This window comes from Bacillus sp. K2I17 (genome assembly GCF_002209985.1).
Taxonomy (GTDB): Bacteria; Bacillota; Bacilli; order Bacillales; family Bacillaceae_G; genus Bacillus_A; species Bacillus_A wiedmannii.
On the sequence record NZ_NJGF01000027.1, the window covers coordinates 18,913 to 32,195 of the forward strand.

Annotated in this window: 15 protein-coding genes and 1 pseudogene; 10 read left to right on the forward strand and 6 right to left on the reverse strand. The window is 31.3% G+C overall.

Features of this window, described 5'->3' with window-relative positions:
• Positions 1-7: 7 nt before the first annotated feature.
• Positions 8-610, reverse strand: coding sequence for a DUF2441 domain-containing protein (locus CER22_RS23370; RefSeq protein WP_088609707.1), 603 nt, complete (start codon positions 608-610; stop codon positions 8-10).
• A gap of 212 nt (positions 611-822) precedes the next feature.
• Between CER22_RS23370 and CER22_RS23375 the strand changes: the two genes are divergently transcribed.
• From CER22_RS23375 to CER22_RS23390, 4 genes are all read left to right on the forward strand, one after another.
• Positions 823-1,308 (forward strand): DUF2798 domain-containing protein, encoded by a 486-nt coding sequence (locus CER22_RS23375; RefSeq protein WP_088063326.1) that lies wholly within the window; start codon positions 823-825, stop codon positions 1,306-1,308.
• A 181-nt stretch (positions 1,309-1,489) separates the two neighbouring features.
• A complete protein-coding gene (locus CER22_RS23380; protein WP_060488717.1) occupies positions 1,490-1,915 on the forward strand; it encodes a DMT family transporter in 426 nt (141 codons plus the stop codon).
• A gap of 19 nt (positions 1,916-1,934) precedes the next feature.
• Positions 1,935-2,630: a Crp/Fnr family transcriptional regulator gene (locus CER22_RS23385; RefSeq protein WP_142293543.1), complete on the forward strand. Its 696-nt coding sequence runs from the start codon at positions 1,935-1,937 to the stop codon at positions 2,628-2,630.
• Between the two features lie 16 nt (positions 2,631-2,646).
• Positions 2,647-3,117: a DMT family transporter gene (locus tag CER22_RS23390; RefSeq protein WP_088609709.1), complete on the forward strand. Its 471-nt coding sequence runs from the start codon at positions 2,647-2,649 to the stop codon at positions 3,115-3,117.
• Between the two features lie 117 nt (positions 3,118-3,234).
• Here CER22_RS23390 and CER22_RS23395 read toward each other — a convergent pair whose 3' ends face one another.
• Together CER22_RS23395 and CER22_RS23400 are read right to left on the reverse strand one after the other, a co-directional pair.
• Positions 3,235-4,059, reverse strand: a complete 825-nt coding sequence (locus CER22_RS23395; protein WP_088609710.1) for a class I SAM-dependent methyltransferase — start codon at positions 4,057-4,059, stop codon at positions 3,235-3,237.
• 37 nt (positions 4,060-4,096) lie between these two features.
• Complete coding sequence (locus CER22_RS23400) at positions 4,097-4,537, reverse strand: MarR family winged helix-turn-helix transcriptional regulator (protein ID WP_088609711.1); 441 nt, start codon at positions 4,535-4,537, stop codon at positions 4,097-4,099.
• Positions 4,538-5,067: 530 nt separating this feature from the next.
• Between CER22_RS23400 and CER22_RS23405 the strand changes: the two genes are divergently transcribed.
• Positions 5,068-5,475: a GNAT family N-acetyltransferase gene (locus CER22_RS23405; RefSeq protein ID WP_088609712.1), complete on the forward strand. Its 408-nt coding sequence runs from the start codon at positions 5,068-5,070 to the stop codon at positions 5,473-5,475.
• 269 nt (positions 5,476-5,744) lie between these two features.
• Positions 5,745-6,346, forward strand: a pseudogene (locus CER22_RS23415) (MBL fold metallo-hydrolase).
• A gap of 123 nt (positions 6,347-6,469) precedes the next feature.
• Here CER22_RS23415 and CER22_RS23420 read toward each other — a convergent pair.
• Positions 6,470-7,093, reverse strand: coding sequence for a TetR/AcrR family transcriptional regulator (locus CER22_RS23420; RefSeq protein WP_088063330.1), 624 nt, complete (start codon positions 7,091-7,093; stop codon positions 6,470-6,472).
• A gap of 116 nt (positions 7,094-7,209) precedes the next feature.
• On the opposite strand from CER22_RS23420, the gene CER22_RS23425 reads away from it, so the two are divergent.
• Positions 7,210-9,441 (forward strand): MMPL family transporter, encoded by a 2,232-nt coding sequence (locus CER22_RS23425; protein WP_088609713.1) that lies wholly within the window; start codon positions 7,210-7,212, stop codon positions 9,439-9,441.
• A gap of 47 nt (positions 9,442-9,488) precedes the next feature.
• On the opposite strand, the gene CER22_RS23430 is transcribed toward CER22_RS23425, so the two are convergent.
• A complete protein-coding gene (locus CER22_RS23430; protein WP_088609714.1) occupies positions 9,489-9,671 on the reverse strand; it encodes a DUF4021 domain-containing protein in 183 nt (60 codons plus the stop codon).
• A gap of 185 nt (positions 9,672-9,856) precedes the next feature.
• On the opposite strand from CER22_RS23430, the gene catA reads away from it, so the two are divergent.
• The 3 genes from catA to CER22_RS23445 all read left to right on the forward strand — a co-directional run bounded on the left by catA (position 9,857) and on the right by CER22_RS23445 (position 12,312).
• The gene (gene catA / locus CER22_RS23435; RefSeq protein WP_088063332.1) at positions 9,857-10,507 is read left to right on the forward strand and encodes a type A chloramphenicol O-acetyltransferase; all 651 of its coding nucleotides are present in this window, start codon (positions 9,857-9,859) and stop codon (positions 10,505-10,507) included.
• Between the two features lie 221 nt (positions 10,508-10,728).
• Positions 10,729-11,655 carry a GNAT family N-acetyltransferase gene (locus tag CER22_RS23440; protein ID WP_088609715.1) on the forward strand — a complete coding sequence of 309 codons (927 nt, stop codon included), beginning with the start codon at positions 10,729-10,731 and terminating at the stop codon, positions 11,653-11,655.
• Between the two features lie 144 nt (positions 11,656-11,799).
• Positions 11,800-12,312 (forward strand): GNAT family N-acetyltransferase, encoded by a 513-nt coding sequence (locus CER22_RS23445; protein WP_088063334.1) that lies wholly within the window; start codon positions 11,800-11,802, stop codon positions 12,310-12,312.
• Between the two features lie 39 nt (positions 12,313-12,351).
• Here CER22_RS23445 and CER22_RS23450 read toward each other — a convergent pair whose 3' ends face one another.
• Positions 12,352-13,239, reverse strand: a complete 888-nt coding sequence (locus CER22_RS23450) for a DMT family transporter (protein WP_088063335.1) — start codon at positions 13,237-13,239, stop codon at positions 12,352-12,354.
• Positions 13,240-13,283: the final 44 nt, after the last annotated feature.

Sequence of the window (13,283 nt, forward strand, 5' to 3'; positions counted from 1 at the left end):
TTAGGAATTAAATATGAATTGCGGAAAAATCATCAATAATTTCCACCACTTCAATTTTTCCATTGATCAGTAACTCAGGAAGTTCATTACTAACGTTTCCTTTCCAATACTCTCTTGCTTGTTCAATTTTTTGAGAGAAAGGAATACCATCTTCTTTCGGTAAAAGATTTCCGTCACCTTCAAAACAATTTCCAATTACTCGTAGTTTAACAATCTGCAAAACTTCTCGATTGTAAGAATCAAATAATGCTTTCCATTTTAAAGTATCTTCATAGCTCTTTGCAGCATATAAACAAGATAATCTTGAAGGGTATTCAGGGAATTCTTGTAGTCTTACCATTTCTACAATCGTTTCTCTAACGGCTCTAATTGTTTGATTCATATAATTCATAACTACTTTAGCATTTTCATTATTTATATGTAATTCTTCATTTGTATAATGTTCTTTTAAAATTTGCATGGGATCTTCACCGTTAGAATTCAAATGTTCCCTTTCAAAAAAGAAATGAAAGAGGGTATTCGTTTGATTTTTATCGAAATGAATGATTTGTCCAATATTCATTTTTTCCCTTGTAACGATGTGGTATACGTAAAATTCTATGTCATTCATGGTTATCCTCCTAGTAGTAATGTATTTCAATGTTAAATTTAGTAATTCAACATTGAAATATATAAAACCTTTATAAGTAAGAGTGAGAATTTGATCAGAAAGTATAGTGAATATATGATAACGCTTTAAATTTGTTCACAAAATGTTCACTTACGAAGAGGTTTCCATAATCGATATAATGACAAAGACTTAAACAGAAAGGATGATAGAAATTGCCAACAACAAGAAAGGAAAACCTCCAATTTGGTATGATGATGTGCCTTGGGATGGTTATTGTAATGACGTTTTATAATTTATTACTGAATGGAGCAGGAGGGCCAATTCATATTAAGGAGATCGCATTAGAACTAATAATTGGATTCATTATTGCATTATTAATTGAAATATGTATCGTTGGACCTTGTACGAAAAAACTTGTATTCATGTTACCGTTTGATAAATCGAAGAAAATAAATATTATAGTTGCGATGGCGACAGCTATGGTAATTGGAATGGTTTTCTTTATGTCTTTTTACGGAATGGCTATGATGTATTTACATGGTGGACTACAAGGAGACTCATTTGTATCGATGTATTTTTCAATTTTCATTAAAAATTTCATTTTGGCGTATCCATTACAATTAATTATTATGGGGCCACTTGTGCGTTTCTTATTTGGAAAGTTTGTTATGAAGAATAAACCTGTTAATATAGCGTAGCTATAAATATTAAAATATTATATAACGATAAAACAATAAAAAACACATCTCAAATATTTTGAGTTGTGTTTTTTATTGTTCATTTGTAGCTATTTTCATACTGATGTGACATTTGTCCTTTTGCCTTTATAGGATTATAGCTTTTAATTAAGTCAGAAATAGAAGATTAGGAGATGATTTTTTGAAAGGCGTTGTATTTGCTATTTTAGCTGGCGTATTTATTACACTTCAAGGTACATTTAATGCAAAACTTAGTTCACATATCGGTATATGGTCGACAAGTATTATTACGCATTTAATTGGATTCATTATTGCAACAACAATATTTTTGTTAAAGAAAGAAGAGAAAATAGCGGATTTAAAGGATGTGAAAAAAATATATTTAGTAGCTGGTGCACTTGGCGGATTAATTATTTGTGCAGAAACAGTAGCGATACATGCAATGGGAGTTACATTAACAGCTGGAACACTTATGGTTGCTCAATTATTAACAGCAACTCTAATTGAAATGAAGGGATTATTTCAAATAAAAAAGATACAGATGGAGAGATATCATATTGTGGGAACAATAGTAATGATTATAGGTATTGTTGTATTTAATATGTAAATGAAAGGAGGAAATGAAAATGGAGAATAGATCAGATTTAATTATCCATTATTTGAAAACTAATAAAATGGTTGAAATTTTTTCAGAGATAGATACAGCTTATTTTCAAGTAAATCATTTTGAAAAAGGCGAGCTTATTTGCAATATAGATGACGCAATGGATCGTTTATATTTTGTTGTTAAAGGTAAAGTAAAAGTTTATACGATTACACCAGAGGGAAAGAAACTGATCCTTCGTTTTATCAATCCATTGGCGGTTGTTGGCGATATTGAATTAATACAAAATAGCAAAGCGCATAATGTCGTTGAAGCTTGTTCAGATGTTATAGTCATCTCTATTTCTCATGCTGTAATTAGAAATAAGTTATTACATGATCCTATATTTATGAACTTCTTGCTTGAAAACATTGCAAACACATTAAAAATATCGACTCGTTTTACAGCACTTAATTTACTTTATCCAGTAGAAGTACGTGTAGCTAGTTATTTACTTTCTATTTCTACTGATAGTAACGGGAATATGTATAAAAAAGATTTGGATGCAACTTCGATATCAAGTATTGCGGATTTTATAGGAGTAAGTTATAGGCACGTCATACGGGTGTTACAAAAATTTTATAAAGAAAAATTAATTGAAAAGAAAAATGGTGTTATTGTAATTAAAGATTTTTTTAGAATGAAGGAAGTTGCTAAAAATAATATATATGAGCAATGAATAGGGGAGAGGGAATATGATTGGATTTAGTTTAGCTATAATAGCTGGCGTATTAATTAGTTTACAATCTATTTTTAATGCAAAGGTAAATGAAAGTGTAGGACAGTGGTTAACAACAGCATGTGTTCTTGGAATAGGTCTCATAAGTTCTATTCTATTTTATATCATTACAGAAAACAGTATTAGCATTAAAGTGTATACTACAAATTATTTGTTTTATGTAAGTGGATTGTTTGGCATCGGGTTAATTATTTGTATAATGGGTGCAATAAAGAGTTTAGGTCCAGCGTATACGGTGTTAATTAGCCTTATTACTCAATTAGTTGTTGCGTTATGTATTGATACATTCGGATTATTTGGAATGGAGAGCATTCCATTGCAAATAAATAAATTAGTTGGGATAGGTCTATTAATTGTAGGGGTAGGAATTTTTAAAAATCTATTTTCGAGTAAGAAAGCTATTCATATAAATGAGGATAAGAAGTAGTGAATATATTTTGGTGAAGAGTTTACATCTATACAATACAATTATAAGTCAGTAACTAAAGCAGTTGAAAAATAAGAAAAGAAGAAGACCTTGTAAACTTAAGATCTTCTTCTTTTCTTATTTTCTATTGAATCGCACATGAACAAACTTTAACATCTTTATTAAGTTTACAATTCGCATCATAATGCGCGTACTACCATCCCAATCTTTATTTGTAGGTATATCTTTAAAGAAAGGAGAGCAGCTTAATACTTTTATGGTAGAAGACCATTTTTCTATTGATTTTGGATTGTTTACATAAAAATGCATCATTGCGCCGTTATTACCGGATTTCTTTACAGTAGCATTTGAAAGGTTCAGTGCAAATTTTGATTCAGCGTCAAAGTATAATTCGCCTCTAGGAAAACGTTTTGACACAGCGACTATGATTTTCTTCAAATCCTCTTCTTTAAAGTAATAAAACACGCCAGCTGATATAAAAAGAATACCGTCGTTTGGATCATATTTTATATCGTCAAACCAAGAAGTATCAAAAAATGATTTAGCGATGCTCATGTTTCTTGGTGTATCTTCAATTAATGTTTTTCGAAATGAAATAGCATCGGGCAAATCAAGATTATACCAATGTATCGTACCGTTATCAATTCTAGAAAAAGTAGTGTCTAGTCCAGAACCGATATTTACAATAGTAGCATTTGGATGTTTTATAATGAATTTTTTTATCGTATCATCAATTTTTCGTGCGCGAGTAATGTATGTGATACATCCGTATTCACCAAATGTATTTGCTATTGTTGAGAAGTCAAAATCACATTCTTTAATAATTCGAATTGCTTCCGTATCATCTAAAATATCTTTATTTTTCTCACTGCCATAGGCACGTCCCCATAGCGGAATAAGCATCGTACCTTGTACTGAATGAATATCTATTTCTTTAACCATGAAACATCCTCCGTGTAATAAAAAATTATTTATATTTTTAATCGTTATTTAACATTTTTGAGAGCATTTTATTTGTTTTATACAATCCGTAAGTTAAATCACGTTGATCTTCTTCACTTAGTTTCTCAAGATTATTAGTGAAATTATTATATATTTGTTTCCATCTCTCATAATGTACCTTTTCAGCCTTTTCTGTTAGAGAGATTAATATAGCTCTTTTGTCTACCGTATCTTGTTTTTTTATAATGTATCCATTTAGTTCTAAATTACGAACTGTTACGCTTAATTGTTGTTTAGGTATGTTTAAATAACTGGCAATCATTTTTAAATTTACAGGCACCTTTTTTTGTGCGATATATTCCACTACGTGTTGCTCTATATGTGTAAATTCAGATGATTTTTCCGATAATAATTTGAAAGTACCTGACATATTTAATAATAAATTCATGTATTCGTTTAATAATTCGTTTTGGGTCATCATTTTCGCTTCCTTTATGCATTTAGTAATTATTTTATTACTATTTTAATGATAAAACAAGTGATTTAATCCATCATAGTAAATTAATGTTTACTATGATTTATTTTTAAAATTATATGAATTGAAATAGAAGAGTATGAGAGATGCTTTTAGGAGAGGAGAGTATGACCGGAAAGGGAATATTACTAAATACATATAACTAATGCATGCAATGTCTTTTTCAGTTATTATGTTGTAAATAATTTTATGATAAAATCTTTAACATAATGAAATAAAGGGGTAGTATTCTATGGGGTATTTCTCAAATGGTTTATTAGTTCTGTTTGTGCTTATCGTATGCAGTTGTATAATTTTTGGTTGATAATATAATGAGAGTCTTATAAAAAAGAAGTTATCTTAAGTGAGATAACTTCTTTTTATTTTATGTTAAGAAGGAATTATATTGTTCTTAGGGAAGTTTGTATAAATTAATTTCATATTAAAGATAATTGTATGAAATAAAAACAAACGAGAAAATAAGGAGTATTTACATGAATAACAGTATAAATTATACAATGGAACACCCAACAAATTTCAATGGATTATTAACTGTATATGAATCTTTAGGATGGAATTCTCTTCAATTAACGGTTAACGAGTTAGAACAAATGTGTAAACAAAGTTGGTATGCAATGTATGCTTTTGATGATAAGAAGCTAGTAGGGATGGGGCGTATTATATCAGATGGCGTGATAACAGGCGTTATTTGTGGTGTTTGTGTATTACCAGAGTATCAGTCCATTGGTATTGGAAAAGAAATAGTAGAACGATTAATCCATCACTGCGAACAAAACAAGGTAATTCCTCAACTTATGTGTGTGGAAAAATTGCAATCTTATTATGAATCTATGGGGTTTGAGGCATTTTCTGTTGGAATGACAAAACACATTATAAGATAGTGGAGCTTTATATTTCCAGTTTATTCGTACATATCTTCAAACTTCAGTATAAAGGAGAATTGCTATATGGAGATTGCTAAAGGGGTAGAAATGTTACAACTTGAGTTTCAAGAATTTATCCCGCTTTAATGGGCAGTAAGACCCCCACCTCAAAATTCAACGAAAGCAAAGAATTTAGGTGGGGAATCAACTGCCCATAAAAGTCCGATTGGTTCAACTAATAATCAGTTGGGGATGAAGAAAACCCCCACTGATTAAAGTTTCACTTTATTATTCACCCAATTCTTTTATGAGAGATGAAATGGCAGTTTTAATAGATACTGGTTTTCCTGGACAATTTGAAGATATACAAGTAGGGATGGAAAAGGTTGGGGTATCATTTGATAAGTTAAAAGTCGTGATTTTGACGCATCAGGATATAGATCATATAGGTAGTCTTCCAGAGTTATTGCAACGCTGTGGAAGTAATATTAAAGTTTATGCGCACGAGTTAGATAAGCCATATATTGAGGGAAATTTACCTTTATTGAAAGATGGAAAAGTCGAGAATCCACCAAAAGGAAAAGTGAGTAATACTGTGATTGATGGGCAAGAACTTCCGTATTGCGGTGGGATACTAATTCTACATACCCCATGACACACTCCAGGTCATATTAGTTTATATTTGAAACAAAGTAAAACCCTTATTGCAGGAGATTCTATATATAGTGTGAATGGAAAGTTAGGAGGAATTCACGTCCTAACTACTTTAAATGTTAAGGAAGCACAGCAGTCTTTGAAGAGGTATTCAAATCTTGATATTGAATCGGTAGTTTGTTACCATGGGGGATTAAGTAAGGAGAATATAAAGATTCAAATTCAAAATTTGTAAAAGTTGAAGAGGAATTTTTTATTAAACTGAGCTGAAGTATAATCTAATTAATAGTAAATAAATAAAAGAGCATGTTTGAAAAAATTCAAACATGCTCTTTTATTCAAGAAAATCTATTTAATATTAATGACCTAACCCGTTCCAATAAAAAGAAACGATTTCTTTTGCTAAGTTATCTATATTTGAAGGAATATCATTATGGCTCTCATCCTTAAAATTTCCCATTGATAATAAAGAAACGAAAGCGTAAGCAGCAAATGTAGCATTTCCTTTTGGGATTTCTCCAATTTGCATTGCGTTATCGAGTGCTTTTTCTAATACTTCATACATGTTGTCTTCAGCGTCTTTTAATTCTTTCAATTGTTCTTCAGATAATGATAGTTTTGCATCTTTCATAAAATTCTTCATATCAATATCCATCGTTGCGTGTAAGTAGACTTTAGCGAAGTCCAATAATCTTTCTTTTAAAGTCTTATTTGTAGAAAGGATTTGAGACATATTCTCGCGTATACGTATCATCATTTGAATCATAGTAGCGGTAAATAAATCTGCTTTTGTTGAATAGTAATAGTAGACGGTTGCTTTCGTAACACCACAAACTTTTGCGACTTCATCCATGGAAACGACTTGATAATTTTGAGTAAGAAATAGCCGAGTTGCCACTTCCAAAATGGTTTCTTTTGTAGATTTTGTATTTTTATTTTGACGAGGCCTTCCGAGAGGACGTTGTTTTTGTTCCAAATCTATTCGCTCCTGACATGTATTGTTGAGATAATTATAACACAAATTTTTATTCATTCTTGATTAATTAACCGACCAGTATATATAATTAATAGTGGAAGAAAAAAGGAAGGTGGGTTTTTATGAAAAAGCACCCGTTACATATGTTAGGGAGGCTTGTAGCAGGGAAGCATACACAATGGATAACTTTATCAGTATGGATTCTTATTACATTATTACTTTCATTTACGTTACCACAAGTAAATAGTACAAAAGAACCGAATCCGAAAAATTTACCTGAAACAGCTATGTCGCAGCAAGCGGAAGCACTTATGAAAAAAGAGTTTCCGAATAATGCAGGGAATCCTTTATTAGTAGTATGGTATAGAGATGGTGGATTACAGTCACAGGATTATAAACTCATACAAGACGTTTATAAAGAATTAAAGGCCAGTCCTTTAAAAGAACAATCAACGTTACCACCATTTGATACAATACCAGAACAAGTATTATCAAAAAGCGCATCAAAAGATGGTACATCATTTGTCACACCGGTATTCTTTAATAAATCTGCCGGAACAGATATATTAAAAGGAAATCTTGAAGATTTAAGAAAGATAGTAAATAGTAAGGTGGAGGAAGATCCATTTAAACAAAAAATAAGTGAATCTGGTTTACATGCTCGATTATCTGGACCTGTAGGTATTCAAACTGATGCGGTTAGCTTATTTAGTCAAGCTGATGTGAAGCTGTTAGTTGCTACTGTACTACTCGTATTAGTCTTATTAATTTTACTGTATCGTTCACCAATTTTAGCAATTTTACCTTTACTTGTTGTGGGCTTTGCATACGGTATTATTAGTCCTACACTTGGTTTTTTAGCTGATCACGGATGGATTAAAGTAGATGCCCAAGCGATATCAATTATGACAGTATTATTGTTTGGTGCTGGAACGGACTATTGTCTATTTTTAATTTCGAGATATAGAGAGTACTTGCTAGAGGAAGAAAGTAAATATAAAGCATTGCAACTTGCAATTAAAGCTTCTGGCGGAGCAATTATAATGAGTGCGTTAACTGTTGTACTTGGATTAGGAACATTATTACTTGCTCATTACGGTGCCTTTCATCGATTTGCGGTACCATTTAGTGTTGCTGTATTCATAATGGGAATTGCTGCTTTAACAATTTTACCAGCGTTATTATTAATTTTCGGTAGAACTGCATTCTTCCCATTTATACCGAGAACAACTTCAATGAATGAGGAATTTGCAAGAAAGAAAAAGAAAGTTGTAAAAGTTAAAAAATCAAAAGGTGCCTTTAGTAAAAAACTTGGAGATGTCGTAGTACGAAGACCGTGGACAATAATTATGCTCACTGTATTTGTTTTAGGTGGATTGGCTTCATTTGTACCACGTATTCAATACACATATGACTTATTAGAATCGTTTCCAAAAGATATGCCTTCACGTGAAGGGTTTACGTTAATTAGTGATCATTTTTCAGCTGGAGAACTAGCACCAGTAAAAGTTGTTGTTGATACGAAAGGAAAAGAGCTTCTTATTAAAGAAGAACTAGAGGGATTTTCTTTTGTAAATACAGTAAAAGACCCAAAAGAGGGTAAAGAAAATAAGCAAATACAAATGTATGAGGTTTCTTTAGCTGAAAATCCATACTCAATTGAAGCGTTAGATCAAATCCCTAAATTGAAAAGTAGTGTAGAAAAAGTATTAAAAGATGCTGGGATTAGTAATGCAGAAGATCAACTATGGATTGGCGGAGAAACAGCATCATTATATGATACAAAGCAAATTACGGAACGTGATGAAGCAGTTATCATTCCAGTAATGATTAGTATTATAGCTTTATTATTACTTGTTTACTTACGATCAATTGTCGCGATGATTTATTTAATTGTAACTGTTGTATCATCGTTCTTCTCGGCACTAGGAGCAGGGTGGCTATTGCTTCATTATGGTATGGGAGCGCCGGCCATTCAAGGTGCGATACCGTTGTATGCATTCGTATTTCTGGTTGCTTTAGGTGAAGATTATAATATCTTTATGGTTTCAGAAATATGGAAAAACAGAAAGACACAAAATCACTTGGATGCTATAAAAAATGGCGTTATACAAACAGGTAGTGTCATTACATCCGCAGGTTTAATTTTAGCAGGAACTTTTGCAGTGTTAGGTACACTTCCAATTCAAGTTCTTGTTCAATTTGGTATTGTAACTGCAATTGGTGTAATACTAGATACATTTATTGTTAGACCATTACTTGTACCAGCAATTACAGTTGTTCTAGGTCGCTTTGCTTTTTGGCCAGGAAAGCTTTCAAGAAAGAGTGAAGAAGTACAAAAGGTGGATGCATAGTTAAGAAAGCCAAGGATATTTGCCTTGGCTTTCTTCTATGTATTTTATTAATTTTTTGAAGTCAAATCATCAGTTACAGCATGATCAGCATCTTCAATAGCAGTTTCTGGCATTCCATATAAGCCGTTCATTGCTTGTTCTTCGATATTAAGATTTGCAGTATTATCATTTTGAATAGGTGTATTGTTTGCGATAGCATTATCTTTTTTATTTACATTTTTGTCATTCATGTTTGAATCCTCCAAACGTCAGTTGATTTATTAATAGTATGTGGTTGGATTTCAATAAATATGTGAATGAATTTTTGTAGATGTTATATAATTAAATAAAAACTTTAACTATTAGGAGTGAACAGGTTTGGTGAAAGCAAGAAAGTTAGCCTTCTAAAATAAAAAATTTTTAGGAGGCTATTACAATGAAGTTTTATATAATTGACAGAGAAAATTGGAATAGAGAGCAGTATTTTGAACATTATTTAAAGTTGAAATGTACGTTTAGTATGACTGTGAATGTTGATATTACGAGGTTATTAAAGGAATTACATCAAAAAGGAATAAAATTTTATCCCGTTTTTATATATTTAATTTCTAGAGTAATAAATAATCATAAAGAATTTCGAACATGTTTTAACGATGAAGGAGTTTTAGGATATTGGGAGGAAATGATACCAAGTTATACAATCTTCCATAAAGATGATAAATCTTTTTCAAGTATATGGACGGATTATTCTAATGATTTTCACATTTTCTATAAAAACTATGAAGAGGATATGAGGTGCTATGCTGGTGTTCATGGTCTCTTCACAAAAGAAAATGTTCCGCCAAATGTTTTTCCTATTTCTAGCATACCTTGGGCTAGTTTTACTGGATTTAATCTTAATATTAATAATGATGGTGATTTTCTATTACCAATTATAACTTGTGGGAAATATTTTAATGAAGAAAATAAGGTTATGCTACCAGTTTCATTACAAATTCATCATTCGGTTTGTGATGGATATCATGCGAGTCGATTTATAGAGGATTTACAGGAGTTAAGTAATAGTTGCAACGAGTGGCTAAAGTAATATCTAATTTTTAATTATACACAATTGAAAATGAATAAAAGAGGAGAACATGTTTATATAGCATGGTCTCTTTTTTATTCATTAATACTAAGTAATGGTGGAAAATATAGGTTGATTTGTAGTTTAATAGTAAATGAAGTTATTAATTTTAATTTTCTTTATTTTATAACTATACGGTTCGCAAAACTTATTATCTTGTAACAATGAAGGAGAAAACAAAAATGATAATAATATCTATAGAAAAAGCTACAATTTTAGATGCTGAAAAGTTAACAGAAATAATGACAAGAACATTTGATGAAGAAGCAAAACGATGGCTATGCGGTCAAGGTGATGTCATTGACTATAACATCCAACCACCAGGCTATTCTTCAGTTGAAATGATGAGATATTCAATCGAAGAACTGGATTCTTTTAAGGTAATAGTGGATGACAAAATAATCGGAGGAATTATAGTTACGATTTCTGGTAAGTCATACGGTCGAATTGATCGTATTTTTGTAGATCCTGATTATCAAGGAAAAGGAATTGGATCACATGTTATTAAATCAATTGAAGTGGAATATCCAAGCATAAGGGTTTGGGATCTCGAAACATCCAGTAGACAACTTAATAATCATCATTTTTATGAAAAAATGGGCTATGAAATAATTTTTAAATCTGAAGATGAGTATTGTTATGTAAAAAGAATAACTGTAGAGTCAGCTAAAGAGAACCTGATTAAAAATAATGATATGAAAAATAGCCAATATGAAAACTGTAATCTAGCAAATACAGAGTATTATCAAGTGAATTTAAAAAACAGTTCCTTTGTTGGTAGCAATATGATGAATATGAGGATGAGTAATTGTAATGTGAGTCAATCAAAGTTTAGAAATATAAATTTTAAAAGTTCTTTATATGCCGATTTAAATTTTTCCGGTAGTAAATTTTCTTTTGTGACTTTAGGTGGAGTTCATTTTAAAGATACAAACCTTGGAGAAGGTAAACATCCTATTTCATTTAATAGATGTGATTTGGAAGGTAGTGCGATAAGTAATAGTAATCTGAAAAATATGGAAATAGAAAATTGTGATATAACTGGTATGAAAATAAATGGTATTCCAATTGAAAATCTGCTGGAGTTATATAATAAAGTAAAAAGTTAACCAAATGTAGATAAGCTGTTCATAAATTGGATGTTATACTGAAATGATTATGTAAAAATAACATAAAGAAATATAGAAGAGAAGGGGTTTCACCCAGGGGTCTAGAATGAATATGTATTGTTATGAATATGGAGGGGAGAAAATATGGAGATCAAACTAAGAGCGGTAGAAATACAAGATGCTAGAGCAATTCATCGTATATGCATACAAGATGATGTATTACCTTATATGGTTTTCTTACCTAGTATGCGTGTAGATGCGATGGAAAATAGAATTCGTAATTTAGCGCCAAATCAATTTGAATTTGTTGCAGAGTATGATGGAAAAGTTGTTGGATTTGTTGGATTAACCCAAAGCCCAGGACGTAGATCTCATTCGGGGGATTTGTTTATGGGGGTAGATAGTGAATATCATAATAAAGGCATTGGGAAAACACTTCTTACAAAAATGCTTGATTTAGCTGATAATTGGTTAATGTTAGAGCGAGTAGAGCTTGGTGTTTTAGAAACGAATCCGAAAGCGAAATCGCTATATGAAAAATTTGGATTTGTAGAAGAGGGAATAAAAGTAGGGAATTTGAAGGCTCACGGAAAGTTTATTAATGAAATTATGATGAGTCGTTTTAGACCTGATGGTTTAATTGTACATAATGAATAGTGAAAAGCATGACAAATTAATGTCATGCTTTTTTATTTGTTAGTTGTGATTCGGTAGTTTTGGTTGTAATAAGAATAATGCTAAACCAATAAAAATAAATGTAATGCCTAGCCCTTGTTGTAAAGAAATAGTCTCATTTAATATAAAGTACGCTAGTATACAAGTTCCAATCGTTTCTCCTAAAATACTCATAGAGATTACAGTAGCACTCATCCATTTTAATAACCAATTAAAAACTGTTTGCCCTAAAATTGTAGCAATAAATGCTAAGCCGATAAAGCACAACCAAGTTTGTGTAGAGTAATGGATGAAAGATTCTTGCTGCATGTAGGAAAAAATACCGAGAAAACAGGCGCTACTTCCATAACTAATTACCGAATACGGTATAAGTGATAAATCTTTACGAACATGTTGGCTAATGAAAAAGTAAGTGGTAATAATTCCGGCCGCAATAAAGGCTAAAATGTCCCCGTATAAAGCTTCTCCACTAATTTGGAAGTCTTGCCATCCGATGACGATACTTCCTGAAATAGCGATGAGGCAACCAATGACCGCTCCTTTCGTAAATCTCTCTTTAAATAGAAAGTAACCACCAATCATTGAAAATAAAGGTTGTAACGTTACGATAACTGTAGAACTCGCTACAGAAGTATATTGTAATGATTCAAACCATAGTACATAATGTGCAGCTAAAAATAGCCCGGATATGAATCCGAATCCCCATTGTCTGTTTGTTACTGTTTTTAGCTCGTTTCGATTATTTTTATTAAATAGTAATAACGGTAATAGAATCAGTGCAGCAAAAAATAAACGGTAAAAAGCAATGATAGCCGCAGGAGCATCTGCCAATTTTACGAAAATTGCTGAAGTTGATAGGGCGAATACGCCGAAAAATAAGATGCAATATGAAAGAATAGGTGATTTCACAGTTTGTCCCTCCGATAGATTGTTTATTATAATGAACTAAATAC

Coding starts and splice junctions, on each gene's coding strand:
- CER22_RS23400 (WP_088609711.1), bottom strand. CDS start 4,537: ATGACCCAAAACGAATTATTAAACGAATACATGAATTTATTATTAAAT.
- CER22_RS23390 (WP_088609709.1), top strand. CDS start 2,647: ATGATTGGATTTAGTTTAGCTATAATAGCTGGCGTATTAATTAGTTTA.
- CER22_RS23370 (WP_088609707.1), bottom strand. CDS start 610: ATGAATGACATAGAATTTTACGTATACCACATCGTTACAAGGGAAAAA.
- CER22_RS23430 (WP_088609714.1), bottom strand. CDS start 9,671: ATGAATGACAAAAATGTAAATAAAAAAGATAATGCTATCGCAAACAAT.
- CER22_RS23385 (WP_142293543.1), top strand. CDS start 1,935: ATGGAGAATAGATCAGATTTAATTATCCATTATTTGAAAACTAATAAA.
- CER22_RS23405 (WP_088609712.1), top strand. CDS start 5,068: ATGAATAACAGTATAAATTATACAATGGAACACCCAACAAATTTCAAT.
- catA (WP_088063332.1), top strand. CDS start 9,857: ATGAAGTTTTATATAATTGACAGAGAAAATTGGAATAGAGAGCAGTAT.
- CER22_RS23425 (WP_088609713.1), top strand. CDS start 7,210: ATGAAAAAGCACCCGTTACATATGTTAGGGAGGCTTGTAGCAGGGAAG.
- CER22_RS23440 (WP_088609715.1), top strand. CDS start 10,729: ATGATAATAATATCTATAGAAAAAGCTACAATTTTAGATGCTGAAAAG.
- CER22_RS23445 (WP_088063334.1), top strand. CDS start 11,800: ATGGAGATCAAACTAAGAGCGGTAGAAATACAAGATGCTAGAGCAATT.
- CER22_RS23395 (WP_088609710.1), bottom strand. CDS start 4,059: ATGGTTAAAGAAATAGATATTCATTCAGTACAAGGTACGATGCTTATT.